Origin of the sequence: Nocardia sp. NPDC050378, assembly GCF_040655675.1 — a bacterium.
GTDB classification, from domain to species: domain Bacteria; phylum Actinomycetota; class Actinomycetes; order Mycobacteriales; family Mycobacteriaceae; genus Nocardia; species Nocardia coubleae.
On sequence record NZ_JBFAKI010000030.1, the window covers coordinates 1 to 16,342 of the forward strand.

At 63.1% G+C, this 16,342-nt stretch carries 9 protein-coding genes and 2 pseudogenes; 10 read left to right on the forward strand and 1 reads right to left on the reverse strand.

What is annotated here, in order from left to right:
- The 9 genes and pseudogenes from AB0I35_RS31805 to dnaN (AB0I35_RS31845) all read left to right on the forward strand — a co-directional run.
- A partial coding sequence (locus AB0I35_RS31805) for a condensation domain-containing protein (RefSeq protein WP_357400015.1) occupies nucleotides 1–3,131 on the forward strand: 3,131 nt, incomplete at its 5' end.
- 4 nt (nucleotides 3,132–3,135) lie between these two features.
- Nucleotides 3,136–7,050 carry an amino acid adenylation domain-containing protein gene (locus tag AB0I35_RS31810; protein ID WP_357400016.1) on the forward strand — a complete coding sequence of 1,305 codons (3,915 nt, stop codon included), beginning with the start codon at nucleotides 3,136–3,138 and terminating at the stop codon, nucleotides 7,048–7,050.
- A complete protein-coding gene (locus tag AB0I35_RS31815; protein ID WP_357400017.1) occupies nucleotides 7,043–7,270 on the forward strand; it encodes an MbtH family protein in 228 nt (75 codons plus the stop codon). Before AB0I35_RS31810 ends, AB0I35_RS31815 begins: the two co-directional genes overlap by 8 nt.
- Nucleotides 7,271–7,568: 298 nt before the next feature.
- Nucleotides 7,569–9,113, forward strand: coding sequence for an amino acid adenylation domain-containing protein (locus AB0I35_RS31820; protein ID WP_357400018.1), 1,545 nt, complete (start codon nucleotides 7,569–7,571; stop codon nucleotides 9,111–9,113).
- Between the two features lie 217 nt (nucleotides 9,114–9,330).
- Nucleotides 9,331–10,053: pseudogene (locus AB0I35_RS31825) on the forward strand (IS5/IS1182 family transposase); the annotation flags it as partial.
- Nucleotides 10,054–10,342: 289 nt separating this feature from the next.
- Nucleotides 10,343–10,711, forward strand: a complete 369-nt coding sequence (locus tag AB0I35_RS31830) for a hypothetical protein (RefSeq protein WP_357400019.1) — start codon at nucleotides 10,343–10,345, stop codon at nucleotides 10,709–10,711.
- A 35-nt stretch (nucleotides 10,712–10,746) separates the two neighbouring features.
- Entirely contained in the window at nucleotides 10,747–11,841 is a 1,095-nt protein-coding gene (gene dnaN, locus AB0I35_RS31835; RefSeq protein ID WP_357400020.1) for a DNA polymerase III subunit beta, read from the forward strand.
- 158 nt (nucleotides 11,842–11,999) lie between these two features.
- Nucleotides 12,000–12,152 (forward strand): annotated as a pseudogene (locus AB0I35_RS31840) (TIGR00374 family protein); the annotation flags it as partial.
- A gap of 372 nt (nucleotides 12,153–12,524) precedes the next feature.
- Complete coding sequence (dnaN, locus tag AB0I35_RS31845; protein ID WP_357400021.1) at nucleotides 12,525–13,670, forward strand: DNA polymerase III subunit beta; 1,146 nt, start codon at nucleotides 12,525–12,527, stop codon at nucleotides 13,668–13,670.
- A gap of 1,526 nt (nucleotides 13,671–15,196) precedes the next feature.
- Here the strand turns inward: dnaN (AB0I35_RS31845) and AB0I35_RS31850 are convergent.
- On the reverse strand, nucleotides 15,197–15,868 hold the full coding sequence (locus AB0I35_RS31850) for a FadR/GntR family transcriptional regulator (protein WP_357400022.1): 672 nt from the start codon (nucleotides 15,866–15,868) through the stop codon (nucleotides 15,197–15,199).
- Nucleotides 15,869–16,134: 266 nt separating this feature from the next.
- Here AB0I35_RS31850 and AB0I35_RS31855 point away from each other — a divergent pair, with 266 nt between their 5' ends.
- Nucleotides 16,135–16,242, forward strand: coding sequence for a class I tRNA ligase family protein (locus tag AB0I35_RS31855; RefSeq protein ID WP_357400023.1), 108 nt, complete (start codon nucleotides 16,135–16,137; stop codon nucleotides 16,240–16,242).
- Nucleotides 16,243–16,342: the final 100 nt, after the last annotated feature.

Below are 16,342 nucleotides of genomic sequence, written 5' to 3' on the forward strand. Positions count from 1 at the left end.
CCGTCCTCAGGTCACATCCCGAAGTCCAGCAAGCTGCGGTGGTCGTGCGTGAGGATCGACCTGGTGACCGGCGCCTCGTCGGCTACGTAGTCACGACTGCCGACGGCGGCACGGCCGGGAGCACGTCCGAGCAGGTGGACCAGTGGCAGTCGGTCTACGACTCCCTCTATACCGGCGGTGGGACGGTCGGGCTGGGCGAGGACTTCCGGGGCTGGGACAGTAGCTATGATGGCCGACCGATCCCGGTCGAAGAGATGCGGGAGTGGCGTGACACCACGGTCTCGCGAATCGCGAGTTACGGTGGTCGGCGCGTGCTCGAGATCGGTGTGGGAACGGGCCTGTTGCTCGCGGGACTGGCCCGCACGTGTGAGAACTACTGGGGTGTGGACTTCTCAGCGCCAGTGATCGACAGGCTGCGTGCCCAGGTCTCCGAAGACCCGGCCCTCGCCGACCGGGTTGTCTTGCGCGTAGCGGCCGCCGACGACCTGCGGACACTGCCGCGAGGGGTGTTCGACACAATCGTGCTGAACTCCGTAGTCCAGTACTTCCCCAACGGGGAATACCTGCTCGACGTGTTGCGCGGCGCTTTGGACCTGCTGGCCCCGGGCGGACGGGTCTTCGTGGGGGATGTGCGGGACTTGCGGTCGCGCCGCTGCTTCCACACCGCAGTCCAGCTGGCCAGGGCCGAGCCTGATACAGCCGTCGGAGCGGTGCAGGCCATGACGGAGCAGACGATCGCGCTGGACAAGGAACTGCTGATCGACCCGGCATTCTTCACCACCCTCGACGAAATCGACGCGGTCGACGTACGAGTGCGCGACGGCGCCGCGCACAACGAGCTGACGAGATACCGGTACGACGTCGTCCTGCACAAACAGGCGGCCGATGTCCTCGATCTCGCCCGTGTCCCACAGTTCCGCTGGGGCAAGGGCATCGCCACGTTGTCCGACCTCGAACAGTGCCTCAAGGAAGGCGCCCTCGAGGCACTGCGCGTGCAGTCGGTGCCCAACGCCCGGCTGGTGGGTGAGTACGCGGCCATGCGCGCGCTGGACTCCGGGAACTCGGTGTCACGCGCCAGACAGCACCTGGATGACGGCGGAATCGAGCCGAACGAACTCAGTGCCCTCGGCAGGCGTTATGGCTACGAGGCTGTCACGACCTGGAGCACCGAACCCGACGGTGCCCTCGACGTCGTGTTCCACCGACCAGTGAGCAGGCCCGTCGTCGGTAGCTATTTGCCGCCCGCGTTCTCTGCGTCGGCGTTCCTCGTCAGCAACCCAGCCGCGGTGATTGATCGGGTCCGGCTGGTCAGCGACCTGCGGACATTCGCCACTACACGGTTGCCCGAGCACATGGTCCCCGCCAGTCTGGTCGTGTTGGAACGGTTGCCGTTGATGGTGAACGGCAAGCTGGACCGGCGGGCCCTGCCCGCACCCGATCTGAGGACGGCGACCACCGGCCGCAAGCCGAGCACCCAAGAGGAAGAGGTCCTGGCCGAGCTGTTCGCCGACGTGCTCGGCCTAGGTTCGGTCGGCGTCGACGACAGTTTCTTCGAACTCGGCGGCGACAGCATCATCTCCATCCAACTGGTCAGTCAGGCGGCCAGACGGGGACTGCGCATCACTGCTAAGGACGTGTTGGTACACAAGACCGTCGGCGGCCTCGCACGGGTGGCCAGGGATAACCGTGCGGACCCCGTCGACCGGCCCCGAGAGCCCCTGACCCGGTCGAAGCTGACCCCGGTGATGTTCTGGCTGGCGGAGAAGTCCCTGCTGACCGATGATTTCAACCAGGCCATGGTGGTGAACCTGCCACCAGGCGTGACCCCGTCTACGCTGGCCCGCGCGTTGCGTGCCGTCGCGGAGAACCAGCCGGTCCTCAGAGCCCGGCTGGTGCGTGAACCTGAGCCCGAGCTGCAGATTACCACTGGCGACCGACTCGGATCCGTCGGTCACGTGCGCTGTGCGGGCCTGACAGAACGAGCCCTGGCCGACCTAGTCGCGAACGAGTATCGGGCTGCGGTGGACCTGCTGAACCCTGCGGCAGGACGTATGTTCGCGGCGACCCTGCTCGACTTCGGCGACACCGCCAAGCTGCTCCTCGTCTTGCACCATCTGGCCGTCGATGCCGCGTCGTGGAGCGGGATACTCCACGACCTGAGCGACGCCTGGCAGCAGGCGGAATCCGGCGGCCCGATTCGGTTGGACGAACCGGCAGTGTCCTTCGCCGAGTGGGCGGAGGAACTGCACCGTCAGGCCGGCGCCGGGCAACGCCTTGGCGAACTCGACCACTGGGTGAACGTGCTGTCCGGCCCCCCGCTGTTCGACGCAGTGGACATCGGCGAGACCGCCCGCGGAGGTACACAGGTGGTGCTCGATGAGCATGTGAGCCGCCAACTCGTGACGCGGCTGCCGAATCGGCTCGACTGCTCCCCAGCGGACATCGTCCTGACCGCGGTCGCGCTGGCAAGTACTGAGTCGCGGCGCCGCCGCGGCTCGGTGAGCACCTCGCTCGTTGTCAGCATGGAACGACACGGACGGCATGACATGCTCGGCGACCTTTCCCGCACGGTCGGTTGGTTCACAACCCTGCACCCTGTGAAACTCGATCATGGACCACTCGACTGGGACGATGTTTGGCACGGGGGGCCATCGGTGGATCGTGCGGTCGGCCGGATCACGCAGGATATTCATGCGGCCGCCGACCACGGGCTTGGCTTCGGCCTGCTGCGCTACCTCAACCCCGACACTGCGGCCCGGCTCGGCACGCTCCCGGAACCACAGATCAGCGTCAACTATCTCAGCCGCATGGCTGTCTCCAGCGGTCAGGCATGGACGGCCGCGCCCGAGTCGGGGTGGTTGCCGACCGCCGACTACGCGCCGATGACCCATCCTGTCGAGCTGACTTTCCTGGTGCGGGCCCGTGACGGTGGAGACGGCGAGCTGGCCCTGATGTGGTCGTGGGACCGCGCACGGGTGTCCGACGACGAGATGCGCGCCCTGACTGAACTCGTCACGACGGCGCTCCGATCGATCGCGGCCCGCGCCGAACAGATGGATGCCAAGCCCGCGACCTCGATGGTCCGGTTGACACAGCAAGAACTCGATGAGTTCCAGGACGGGTGGGAGTAGCACGGTGACGACTTCAAGGATCGAGGACGTGTTTCCTGTGACGCCGCTGCAGGAGGGGCTGTACTTCCAGGCATGCGATGTCGCACAGGAGATTGACCGCTACCACGTGCAGTTGATGTTCGATATCGACGGCCTGGTAGACCTCAACCGCCTGCGCGGCGCGTTCCGCAAGCTGCTGGCCGACCACCCCCAGCTGAGGGCAGGGTTCCGGCGGCGGGGTTCCGGCGAGCTCGTCCAGGTAATTCCGGCCAACCCGGAGCTGCCGTGGCGGGAGGTTGAGCGCACCCTGTCCGAGGCCGACCTGGACGAGCTACTCACGATGGAGCTGCAGACGAGGTTCACTCTCGCCGCCGGACCACTGATGCGTGTCGTTGTGGTCCGGACAGGGCAGGCACGGCACCATCTCGTGTGGACGATGCACCACATCCTGCTGGACGGGTGGTCCACTCCGATCCTTCTGCGCGACCTCATCGAGGCCTACCATGACCCGGGACAGCCCCCTAATGTGGCGAAGTCAGACGGCTACCGGTCGTACCTGGAGTGGTTGCGTCGGCAGGATCCCGTCGAGGCCAGAAAGGCATGGCGCCGGTACCTGGACGGTATCGAGCAGCCCACCCTACTCTGCGGCGACCCCAACTTCGTCACGACCCGGTGGCCGCTGAGCACGTCGTTCTCTCTGTCTCGGGAGGACAGCAGGCGGCTGTCCGAGTCCGCCCGCCGCGCGGGCGTGACCATGAACCAGGTCGTGCAGGCGGCGTGGGCCGTGGTGTTGGCGAAGTCGTTGGGTGCCGACGACGTCGTGTTCGGTGCGACGGTCTCTGGCCGGGCGGCGCCGGTGCCAGGCATCGAGACGATGGTGGGTCTGTTCATCAACACCATCCCGGTCCGTGCACGGGTGAGGCCAGGGGCTACATTGCTGGATCTGGCGCGTGACATGCAGGCCGACCGTGCCGAGTTGATGCCGCACGAGTTCGTCGGGTTGGCAGACATGCAACCAGGTGGCGCTGTTCGCGCACTGTTCGACACGCTGCTCATCTACGAGAACTACCCGCTCGGGGACGGGGGCGCAACACTCGCCCTCGGCGATGCGCGGCTGTCGCTGACGATGGCGCGGGACGCGACACACTACCCGGTCACCCTTTACGCGGTGCCGCACGACGAGCTATTGCAGCTTCGGCTGGATCACAGTGCCGACCTCGTCGACCGGGCGACAGCCGAGGAGGTCCTCGACCGGTTGCGCAGGCTCCTGGAGGCTGCGGCCGCCAATTCGGGCCTGCGCATCGGCGCCGTCGACGCACTGCCGCACACCGACCGACACCGCTTGCTGGCAGAGTGGAACGACACGACGCGGACGCTGCCAGGCCACGTGCTGCCCGCGCTGCTTGAAGACCAGGTAAAGCAATCGGGCGTGGAAACCGCGTTGATCGTGGGCGACGAGCGGGTCTCCTATGCCGAATTGAATTCGCGAGCGAACCGGCTGGCACATGAGCTGATCGCCCGCGGTATCGGCCCCGAGGACGTTGTCGGCCTGGTTCTTCCCCGCACAGCGGACCTCGTCATTGCGCTCCTTGGAGTGCTCAAGGCAGGCGCGGCGTACCTGCCCGTCGATCCAGGCTACCCGCCCGCGCGGATTGGGTTCGTGCTCGATGACGCCAGGCCTGCGCTCACCCTCGTCACCGCCGAGACGGCGGCCACCGTACCCGAGAGCCTGGCTAGGCTCATCCTTGATGGCCATTCGCTTGAATGGCCCGACCATGACCCCACAAACACTGACCGAACCGCGCCGCTGACCGCGGAAAACCCTGCGTATGTCATCTACACCTCCGGGTCCACCGGGCGCCCTAAGGCCGTCGTCGTCACGCACACCAACATCGTCAATCTACTGACTGCGGTGCGGCGCCAACTTGGCCTCGGCACGGGCGACTCGATGCTTGCGGTCACGAGCATCGGGTTCGACATCTCCGCCCTCGAGGTCTATCTGCCGCTGCTGTCCGGGGCCGAACTTGTCCTCGGCCCGCTCCCGGGACAGGACGAAGACGGGTTTGTCCGGTGCCTAATGACCCGGGGGATCACCGCCGTGCAGGCGACACCAAGCGTGTGGCAGCACCTCATGACAACGCACCCCGAGCTGGTCGACGGTTTGAATGTCCTGGTGGGCGGTGACGAGCTGGCCGGCGACTTGGCCACACGGCTGCGTACTTCCGCGCGGGTCGTGACCAACCTTTACGGGCCGACTGAGACCACTGTCTGGTCGACATTCGAACAATTGGACGACGACTACGTCCGCCCGCCCATCGGACGGCCACTGGACAACACGCGGGTTTACGTCCTGGACAGTGGCCTGCGGCCGGTCCCGGTGGGTGTGACCGGCGAGCTCCACATCGCGGGCGCCGGGGTGGCGCGCGGCTACCGGAACCGGCCCGTGTTGACAGCTGAACGCTTCGTCGCTGACCCCTTTGGGCTGCCGGGCTCGCGAATGTACCGGACGGGGGATCGGGTCCGCTGGGACCGGTCTGGCCGCCTGCAGTTCGCGGGCAGGGTCGACGACCAGGTCAAGGTGCGAGGCTTTCGCGTCGAACCGGGCGAGGTAGAGGCGGCGCTGCGTGACCACCCGGATGTCGAGGGATGCCTGGTCGCGTCTATCGCCCACGGACGAGAAAAAGTGTTGGTGGCGTATGCGGTCGGGGCGGTTCCCGGCCAGCTGGATGAGATCGCCCTGCGGAATTTTCTCGCCGATCGCCTGCCACCGCAGATGCTTCCCGCCCGCGTGCACCAGGTGGAGCGGCTTCCGCTGACACACAACGGAAAGCTGAACCGGCGGGCCGCACTCCAGGTCATCGACGCGGACCCGGCCGAGACCGTCGGCGTACCGCGCACCCCGCACGAGGAGATGCTGTGCCAGCTGTTCTCTTCGGTACTGGAGGTCGATCGGGTTGGGATCCACGAAAACTTCCTGGAGCTGGGCGGACACTCGCTCAAGGCGGCCAGGCTGGTCCAGCAGATCAGAACCGTGCTCGGCGTGTCGGTGACGGTAGGGCAGGTGTACGCCAACCCGACCGTCGCACTGCTAGCTGCCACACTTGGCGTGGACTTCTCCGACGCCGCCCTTGACGTCGTTCTTCCGATCAAAACCTCAGGTTCTCGCAACCCGCTGTTCTGCCTGCACCCCGCCGGCGGTATCAGCTGGGTCTATGGCCGGTTTATCGAGCACTTGGGGTCCGACATCCCGGTGTACGGGATCCAGGCTCGAGGGCTGGGCAGCACGGAGTCGATGCCCGCGACGCTGCCGGAGATGGCAGCCGACTACCTAGAGAAGCTGCTTGTCATCCAGCCAGAGGGCCCGTATCACTTACTCGGGTACTCGTTCGGCGGCCTTGTGGCGTACGAACTCGCGGCCATGCTGCAGGCGCGCGGCGCTCGGATCGGGTCGCTCTGCCTGATCGAGGCCTACCCCTCGGCGGAGGAGCTCGACCTGGCGAAGGAGATCGAGATCAAGGAGGTCGACATCCTGATCTCGATGCTCCAACATGTCGAGGGCGAAGAGTGGGCCCACTATGAGGGCCAAGAGATCTCCTACCGCAAGGTCGTCGACGCGCTCACTGGCGCGGGCAGTGCACTTGCCTCGATCGAGGAGCGCACAGTGGCGGCGATGGCGCGGATCCATGCGAACTGCCTGCGGCTGCGGGCTGGCTACGTCCCCAGCAAGTACGAAGGAAACCTGACCCTTTTCGCCTCCGCGCTGACCCCCACCACGCCGTCGCCGGACACTTGGCGGCCTTACGTGTCGGGTGAAATCGAACGCTACCTCATCACTGCGGAGCACCACCGAATGCTGGAACCAGAACCCCTAGAAGCGATCTGCTCGATCTTGAAGAACGTGCTACGTCGCGCACACGAGAAAGTAGGAGAAGATGACTAACCCGTTCGAAGATGAAAACGGCACATTCCACGTCCTGGTAAACGCCGAGGGGCAGCATTCGTTGTGGCCCGCCTTCGCGGACGTACCGGACGGCTGGACCAAGCTCCTTGCTGACGCTCCGCGTGCCGAGTGCCTGGAATATGTTGAGCGTAACTGGACGGATATGCGCCCACGCACCGTCGTCGAGGGCGCTGCGGCGGCCAACGGGGGTGAATCTTGAGAACAGGCATCACCTTCTGTGCACAATCACTCCACTGCAGGCCGATGAGGAGGGCTTCTTCGCCAGACTCGCCCACACGCCTGATGATGAGTCGGGCGGGTTCGACGAGATCGGCCGGAGTATGGAACGTCTTCCAGTTCGGAACGGTCGATGTCATGGCGGACACTGTGGAGCTTTCCTCTGGCCTCAACAAGCCCGTATCCGACGCATCCATCTGGGATGCCGCGTGCGTTATGACAGGGCCGCCTCTGCATAGTGCGCTGCGCCATGTCACGAAGAAGCGGCAGGGTGCACAATTATGCTGAAGCAGAACGAGGTCCAGCAGGAATTCCCTGCCGCAGGACTGGCACACCTACTCTTTGAACGGCAGGCCCGCGAGCGTCCCGATGCGGTAGCGCTGCGTTGGCGCGACGGGACGATGACCTATGCCGATCTGAACCGATGGGCCAACAAGATCGCCTGGAAACTCAGGGACCTCGGCGTCGCTCCCGAAGTCCCTGTGATCATTTCCACCGGACGCGGTCCGGCGATGGTCGCCGCCGTTTTCGGCGTGCTCAAAGCTGGCGGATTTTACGTGCCGGCAGAGCCATCGCTGCCGGCGGACCGGGCAGCGGCTATCCTAGCCACCACCGGCGCCGCCGTGCTGCTCACGACCGCCGACATTGAGAGGTGGGAGCCTCCGCGGGAGGTCGACGTGGTAGCTGTTGACCAAGAAATGATGCTGAGCAGCTCCGGGGAGGTCAATCCGCCGCCGCTGTCGAATCCGGCCGATCTAGCCTATGTAATATTCACCTCTGGCAGCACCGGCGAGCCAAAGGGTGTTGCAATCCGGCACTTTTCCTTGCTTCACCTGCTCAGCTGGTGCGGACGCGACTTCGGCTTCGGCCCGGAGGATGTCGGTCTCTGCGTCGCATCCCTCGGGTTCGATCTCTCGGCTTTCGACATCCTGGGGATGCTCGGCTTCGGCGCGAGTCTCTACATCGCCGACGCCGAGCAACAACGGGATCCCGAACTTCTCGTGGAGATTCTGCTCCAGGAGTCAATCACTTTCTGGGACTCCGCACCGGCCGCCCTGGACCAGCTTGCTCCCTTACTGGCGAGCCGAGTCGGACACCCAGGGGTTGGTGACCTGCGGCTAGTATTCCTCAGCGGGGATTACACGCCGTTGCCGTTGCCGGATGCTGTGCGGGCAGTCTTCCCGAAAGCTGAGATCGTCAGCCTCGGGGGCGCTACGGAGGCGACAGTATGGTCGAACTACTTCCGCGTGGGCGAAATCGATCCGCAATGGCGAAGCATCCCGTACGGGCGCCCCGTAGCAGGTGCCAGCTACTACGTTATTGACGAGCAATTGGGTGCGTGTCCGCCCGGCGTGGAAGGTGACTTGTACATCGGTGGCGATTGTCTCGCTTCAGGATATTTCGCTCGACCGAAGCTGACTGCTGAGCGGTTTGTCGCAGATCCGTTCGCTTCCTGCTCGGGAACGCGCATGTACCGCACTGGCGACCGCGCGGCGGTTGACCTCGACGGCCTCATCTGGTTTCTCGGCAGATCTGATAATCAGGTAAAGATCCGAGGTTTCCGTGTGGAGCTTGGCGAGATTGAGCACAGGCTGCGACAGCACGATGGAGTCCGGCACGTCGTCGTCCTCGCCCGCGACGACGCCAACGCAGGCCGCAGGCTGGTCGCCTACGTTCAGCCGGAATGGCCACGTCCATCGGTCGCCGAACTGCGCGAGTTTGCCGCACAGACCCTTCCCGACTACATGGTGCCCAACTTGGTGACTTACATGGATACGTTCCCGGTGACCCCAAACGGCAAGCTTGACCGGGCAGCTCTACAGTGACCGTTCACCTCCCCAACTGACACGATCCAACAACGATGAAGATGACGGTGAGTTGCCAGCGGGGCACGTAAGGTCGCAGAAAGGATCGGTGATGACTGAAGCTAATGCGAAATAACTTGACGAAGGCTCCGTTCGTGGAACGCGTTCGAGGCCCCAGGCCAGCCTACGACTAAACGATGTCCGTAGGCATTGAGCCGCAACAGGTGTCGTGTCACCAGTGGTAATCTCGGCATCCGACCGGTGATGGTGGAGTTGTTTTCGGGCTGTGATCGGCCGCGTTCGCTCGACCGATCACCCAGCGGCGGAGTGAGGGCGCTGACCGGCGGCTACAGTGTCGACCCTGGGTACTGCGCTGCGATGACCGAGTGCCATTGGTGGCAACCTACTTGCCGCCAACCTCACGATCGGTCAACCCGCTGCGGTGTTCGGTGTCTCGAAGTCGCCCGTCGCCCGGGCGATCGAGGACCTGGGACTGGCGCCGGGGCTACGACCCTCACCCGGTTCGCCCGTAGTGTGGTGTTGATCGTGGGCGGGGCTCTGGTCCCGACCCGCGATCACAAAGCCTCCACGCAGAGTGAGAACTACCGGCATTCGACCAACCATCAGGTCGTCATCCCGCTGACGCCGACCTGGTGGTCGCGCGGGGGAAGCCGCTACCGGGTAATCGCAACGACCGTCGGTCTTGGACTGAGTCCGGTGCCGCCCACGCCTGCGGCAACGCGGTGGCGATCTCGTTTGGCGACTACAGGGCACCGGTGTGGCAATCCCGCACCGGTGCTCACGCGGTATGGGATTGTCGGAATGGAAATAGGCTCACAACGAACCTCACCGCAAGGTGCGTACCCGCGTCGAGCATGCCGTCGCTCGGATGAAGGAGCGGAAGATCCCGCGGAACTCTCGGTTACGTGGTCACGGGGTGGGTGTTGCGATGGCCGGGGTAGTGACTGTGACCCCCTCGCCCGCGCGCCCACTGATTCCTGACCACGCGCACCCAGGCCAGGCCCGTAGATTGGTATCGGCAGGGGTGTGTGCGAAGGGCACACGTCGGTAGCGTGGAGCGAGCGAGCCCAACAGCCTTGCACGCCAACCGTTCCGACGTCCCTCAATCATGTCCACGGCGCGGCGACGATCTGATCGATTCGAGGAGTTATCGGCCGTACCGCGAATGGTCGGCGATAACGGACCTGCCGCCTGTCAAAAATTCTTTGACGGTGAGGTACTCTCAAAGCATGCCTGATCCAGACCGGCCGGAGGCGGCGATCCTCTACGAGTGGTTCCAAGCCACATCGCCATCGCCGAACGAACAACCCCGTGACGACCCTGCAGCGATCGTGCGCGGGGTGTTGGGCCGCTTGGACGATGGGGCGGAGCTACCGCATGACGTGGTCTATGCCTGCGTCGTGCTGCTGATGGCCGCGCGGACCGAACTGGATCGGCTGGAACTGGGGCTGATGCGGGCAGCGAGCGAACATGGCAGCAGCTGGAGTTGGATCGCCGAGACATTCGGCCACCGCTCCAAGCAAGCCGCGCACGCTCGGGCCAGTGCACTGCACCGACGCCTGGAATATCGAACCCTCGACGAGGAAGAAGACCGATGAAACTCCGTATAGACCGCGACCGCCTCGTCGATGCGGTGTCGGTGGTCGGACCAGCAGTGCCTCGACGCCCACCCACTTCCGTGCTAGCGGGCATTCGACTGCAGGCGGAACCGGACTCGGCGTCGGTCGCCGGCTTCGACTACGAGATCTCCTCGCATGCCGCAATCACCGGCGCTGTGGTGCATGAGCCGGGTGCCGCACTGGTGTCGGGGCGACTGCTCACCGATATCGCGAAGGCACTGCCCGCGCAGCCGGTCGAGTTGTCCGACAACGGGAATTGCCTCGAAATCGTCTGCGGTCTGACGCGATTCACCTTGCCGCTGATGACTGTCGAGGACTACCCAGCTCTTCCTCCCCTGCCTGCGAAGGTCGGCACTGTCGATCACTCAGACCTGTGCGACGCCGTGGCGCAGGTGGTCGTCGCGGCCGGGCGCGACGACACGCTGCCCATGTTGACCGGTATCAACATCGAATTCCATCCTTCGTTCCTGCGGCTGGTGAGCACCGACCGGTTCCGCATTGCGGTCCGAGAGCTCGATTGGGAGCCTATGCCCCTAACAGACGACTCGGAGTCGGCCAGCATGCTCGTACCGGCCCGCGCACTGGCAGAGACAAGCAAGGTACTCACGGGACCACGAATCGAAATCGCCAGCGGCCCAGGGCAAACGATCCTGGGACTCATGACCGTCGACCAGCACCACACTATGCGCACACTCGACATGCCGTACGCGCCCTACCAGCGCTATCTCGAAGCCGCCCACACCGCCTCCGCTCGAATACGTTCCGCCTCGCTGATCGACGCCATCAAACGGGTGTCGCTACTGTCGCCCAGAGGCACGCGGGTCGAGCTGACCTTCGCCGCAACCACGGTCCGATTGTCCGCCGGAGGCGACAACGAAGGCAGCGCGGAGGAGAATATCGATTGCGAGTTCGACGGCGACCCGTTGACCATCGCCTTCAGCCCCCGCTATCTACTCGACGGCCTGACTGTCTCACATTCCGAGACAATCGAGATCACACTGAACGGCCCGACCAAAGCAGCAGTTCTGCGTGCGGCAGATCGAGAACCAGACGGTGAGCGCCGCGAGGGCTTGATCTATGTACTGATGCCGGTTCGTCTACCCGGTTGAGTCATCGCCAGACGTCAACGACGGATGAATTCGCTCGCGAGATTTCAGTCCGCTGGCGACGCGCGTACGCACGACTTCGAACATCAAAGGTTTCGATCCGGGATACCTTGCAGCCGCCGTTCTTTCAAGTCGACACGGCGAGTGCCGGACCTCGGCTGCAGGCCCTGTCGATGAGCGGATTCGGCGGCGTACAGCGGCAGCTGCTGCAGGCGGGCAGGGTGGACGTCAGCCAGGTGAAATCGGAATCGGTGGTCTGCGGCGCGACCGCGATGTCGCCGCCCGCGGGCCAGGTTTTCTCCATCGCGGCGACCCCGCCCCAACCGCATCCTCCCCAATAGCAACGAATCAGCACCCAACCCGATCAGGGTCTATGAATCTCCCTCACGCACGAGCCGCCCTCCGCCCAGTAACAAAATCCAACAACGCACCTCCGTCGACTGTCGGCGTACCCTGCAAGGTCTCATCGCGCTCGCCATCATCCGTCCTGCTAGACACCGTCACACAACAGGGACACGCAAACTATAGATCCTATACCAACTCTTCACTATTGGCGCAGGGCTATCACCCGCTATCATGCCAGGTTGTAGCTGACCCCATACTGAAGTTTCACCCGCCTGCGCACTCTGCACCCTGTTTTGTAGTCTATGTTCGAATTGAATTAACGGCCAGCTAAAGGGGATTTGATGAGATTCAAGGTCGAGCGTAGCGTGATCCGGGACAGCGTCACATGGGTTGCCAGAACGCTATCCACTCGCCCGTCTGCCCCCATTTTGGCGGGGGTGTTAATCGAGGCCGATGGGGGGCAAATCAAACTGTCTACCTTCGATTATGAAGTCTCATCAGAAGCATATTTTGAAGCCTACGTTGCAGAACCTGGTAGAAAAGTTATTTCAGGACGCCTCCTTATGGAGATAATGCGTGTCCTGCCCGACCGCCCGGTGACATTCTCGGCCGAGTCGGGCATGGTGAAAATTGCCTGTGGAAGTGGAATCTACGCGATGCCGGAACTTCCTTCTGAGGACTATCCCGCACTACCGGAACTTCCGGCGGAATCTGGCGAGCTCGAATTGGAGACATTCGCGAAAGCGATTCGCCAAGTTGCGCCGGCTGTGAGCCGTGAAGACGCACTTCCAGTGCTCAGTGGTGCTTGTTTCACCACTTCTGGCGACAGAATTCAAATCGCGGCCACTGACCGCTTCAGGGTCGCTATCTGCAGCTTCTCTTGGTCACCAAAAGAGCCAGATAGGTCAGGACGGGCGCTTGTCCCTATGCGAAAGATCGCAGATGCGGTTAGAGCTGTGGGCGGCAGTGGGAAGATGTCACTATCAATTCCAAATTCGACCGAACCTCACCAATCAACTTTTGCGCTCGACTGGGGCCGTCGGAATACTTCAATCCGCCTAATTGATGGGCAATTTGTTGACTACAAGAAGCTTATTCCGACACAATTCTCACTGCGCACTGAAGTGGACGTTTGCAGCTTCACCGACGCATTAAAGCGAGTTTCCCTATTTGCGAATGGAAATGCTCCGATAAAACTTCACTTCTCGGCCGATCGGGTCGCAGTGAGCGCTATCTCTAGTGATAAATCGGAGGGGATCGAATTTGTTGACGCCAAGACTGAAAGTGGTGGAGATTTTTCGATATCCTTCAATAAGCAGTTTCTTCTCGATGGCCTAACCTCAATTGAGTCAACGACGGCGAGAATGAGCTTCACCAGCCCCACGGGAAAAGCTCTAATCGAAGCCAGAGAGGAAGGGGGCGCCCAGCAAGACGGCCGGCGCGCGCTGACAGATTTTCAGTATATAGTTATGCCCAAAAGGATATAGAAGCATCCTCGGAATTTAGGCACTGGAGCATTTAAGGCGGAGCGATTTGTTAGAACATCACCCAACCGCACCATTCAAATCACTGCAAGCGGACTTCAATTATATTGAGAGATTCCTTGACGGCGAGGAGGCGGGAGGGGTTATGCGTGAAATGCAATCAGCCCTCCGCTCCATGTTCGATTCATCTCAAGATGAGACCGAATCCATCCTCCATTTAAATCGAGCATTAGAATTGGGGGGGTTGAGTCTCTATGTAGACGAAAATCCAATGAACTCTAACGCATGGCGAATCAATTTGCGTTCCACTTTATGTGACACTGCTACAGTGCAGGCACTGGAGAGCTTGCTCTCTTTGGTCGCGACTACGGGGTGCAGGCGTCTTAAGTTGTGCGCACAAGAAGCGTGTAGGTTCCGGTTCATTGATTGCACGAATGGAAATAGGCGTGAATTCTGCAAAAGTCATGCCTCCTTAGCGCGAGTCGCCCGGAGCGCGCGAAAGTGACAAGAAGATTCCGCTGCCGCCACCGGCAACTCGTTGATTCGCGGCCAGGCATAGTCGGTCAGGGCGGGATCGTCCGGAGGCACTGTGCCCTTGACCAGCCGATGCCGGATGATCTTCGCCCAGCAGAACTTCACGAGGTAGGCACCGGTTTCCCGGTCGCCGAAGACCCATCGGTCCTGCGAGCCGTTGTTTGACCTGGTCAGCCGCTTTCGCGGCTATGACACATGACGACCATATCGTCGGCGTATCCGACCAGGACCGGGCTGTTGGGCATGCTTTCCCCGGCGTCGGCCAGTGAGGTGATAGCGCACGTCTGCGGCCTTCTCCATCCCGTGGAGAGCAACGTTCAACAGCACAGGGCTGATCACCCCGCCCTGTGGCGTTGTCCTTCGGCACTGCCGTTGCCTTCATCGTCTCTCTCCGCAGATCACCCGGTTCGCGTCTGCGTCCTTTCGGGCCCGGGCACCGAGCCCGGTATCCCGGGACCACGAGCGGCGGCCTCTCCGCCGCGGTCTCGGCCAACCCGCCGGATTCCCCTGGCTCTTCGGCCCACCGGCCTTCGCTTCTCGAACGTACTGTCCCGCCGGAGAATTCAGCCTTCCTCACAGTGGGCCTACCACTATCCCTATCAGAGAAGTGGAACTCCGTCGGGGTTTTCATGTTCCGCGCGTGCAAGATGCAGCCGGGGAGGGTGCCCTCTACGCCCCGGGCCGGCGGTGGCCTCCCGTGCGGCGTGAATCATCCACTCGGCGTCTGCCGCGTTCGGGCGGCTCGTCCTTCACCTGACTCGAACTTCCCACCGGAACAAGCTCTTTCTCACGAGACGTCATCGAGTGTTCACTACCGTTCGCCCTTCTGGCCTTCCCTCGCCTGTCACCACCGGGTGGAACGGCGGCGCTTGGGCTTCTCCTCGGAGCTTCGCACCCCGCCGTTACCAGCGACGCACGTCCAGGTGGGGGCAGATCATCGGAAACTGACCCGGGACTACCCCACCGCATGGATTCGATGGTGGTGACCGATTGGTTTACCTGTCGGGGTATTCGGCGATGAGCAACTCGAGGAAGCAACCCGCGGTTCGCATGGCACGCTCGGAGTCACCGTCGATGACTGCTTGCGCGAGTTCGGCGTGCTCGGTGTTGTAGGGGTCGCCGGATTTCACGGTGCGCGCGTGGATCACCTGCTCGATAATCGGCAGCAGTGAATCGTAGAACTCCAGATACACCTCGTTGTGGCTGGCGACGACGATCGCTCGATGGAGGTCGACGTCGGCGGTGATGGCAACCGGGTCGGCTTCGGCCCAGTTGCGATTGCTGCGCTCGGCGAGCAGGCGGCGCAGCGTGGCGATGTCGGCGTCGTCGCGGCGGCGCGCTGCCAGGTCCGCCGCAGTGGTGTCGAGGGCCTGACGCAACTCGAGGATGTCGCGTTCCTGCGCGTCGGCGAAGTACTTAGCCAAGGCACCACCGACCTCGGAGGTGGCGATCACGTACGTGCCAGACCCCTGGCGACGTTCGAGCACGCCCGCGTGCACGAGGGCTTGAACGGCTTCGCGCACGGTGTTACGGCCGGTTCCGGTGAACTCGGTGAGCTCCGGTTCGGTGGGGATTCGTTGACCGACAGGCCAACGGTTGGAGCGGATCTCGGCGCGAAGCCGCTCGGTAACTTCAGCGATGAGGCTGCTTCGTCGGGCGGGTTGCACGTTTACAAGGTACCGCTCCTCACAGATCATTGCTCCGATCACGGGTCACCCTCTCCGGCAATCCAGGGGTCTCCCAATGGATTTCGTGCCTGACGTATCGGTGGGCACACCTACGCTGATGTGGTCAGAAGAGTCGTCGATAGGGAGGGGCATCGTGCGGGCGAAGACGTCTCGTATTCCGGCGGTCATATCTGTCAGGTGAGCGGTCGGTCAGCCGCGCGGGTTGGGATCGTCGTACTCGAAGACGCTGAAGGTGCGGGCACGAGGTGCTGTTCATGTGCGCGGCGGACGAGCACGGCACGCCCGCAGAATCGGCGGCAGCAGAAGCCGGTCTGAGTGGGGCCGAGTTCTGCGCGCAGGCCCACGACACTTGACACTATGAACCGTCACGGATTTGGGGCCGCTTCCGTCTTTGAGGAAGATGGTTCCCATCATGTCGAAGCGTTACCCGCCCGAGGTTCGTGAGAAGGCCGT

What these genes read in the sequence shown, in the direction of transcription:
- AB0I35_RS31815 (WP_357400017.1), top strand. Translation starts at nt 7,043, where the DNA reads ATGACTAACCCGTTCGAAGATGAAAACGGCACATTCCACGTCCTGGTA.
- AB0I35_RS31820 (WP_357400018.1), top strand. Translation starts at nt 7,569, where the DNA reads ATGCTGAAGCAGAACGAGGTCCAGCAGGAATTCCCTGCCGCAGGACTG.
- AB0I35_RS31830 (WP_357400019.1), top strand. Translation starts at nt 10,343, where the DNA reads ATGCCTGATCCAGACCGGCCGGAGGCGGCGATCCTCTACGAGTGGTTC.
- dnaN (WP_357400021.1), top strand. Translation starts at nt 12,525, where the DNA reads ATGAGATTCAAGGTCGAGCGTAGCGTGATCCGGGACAGCGTCACATGG.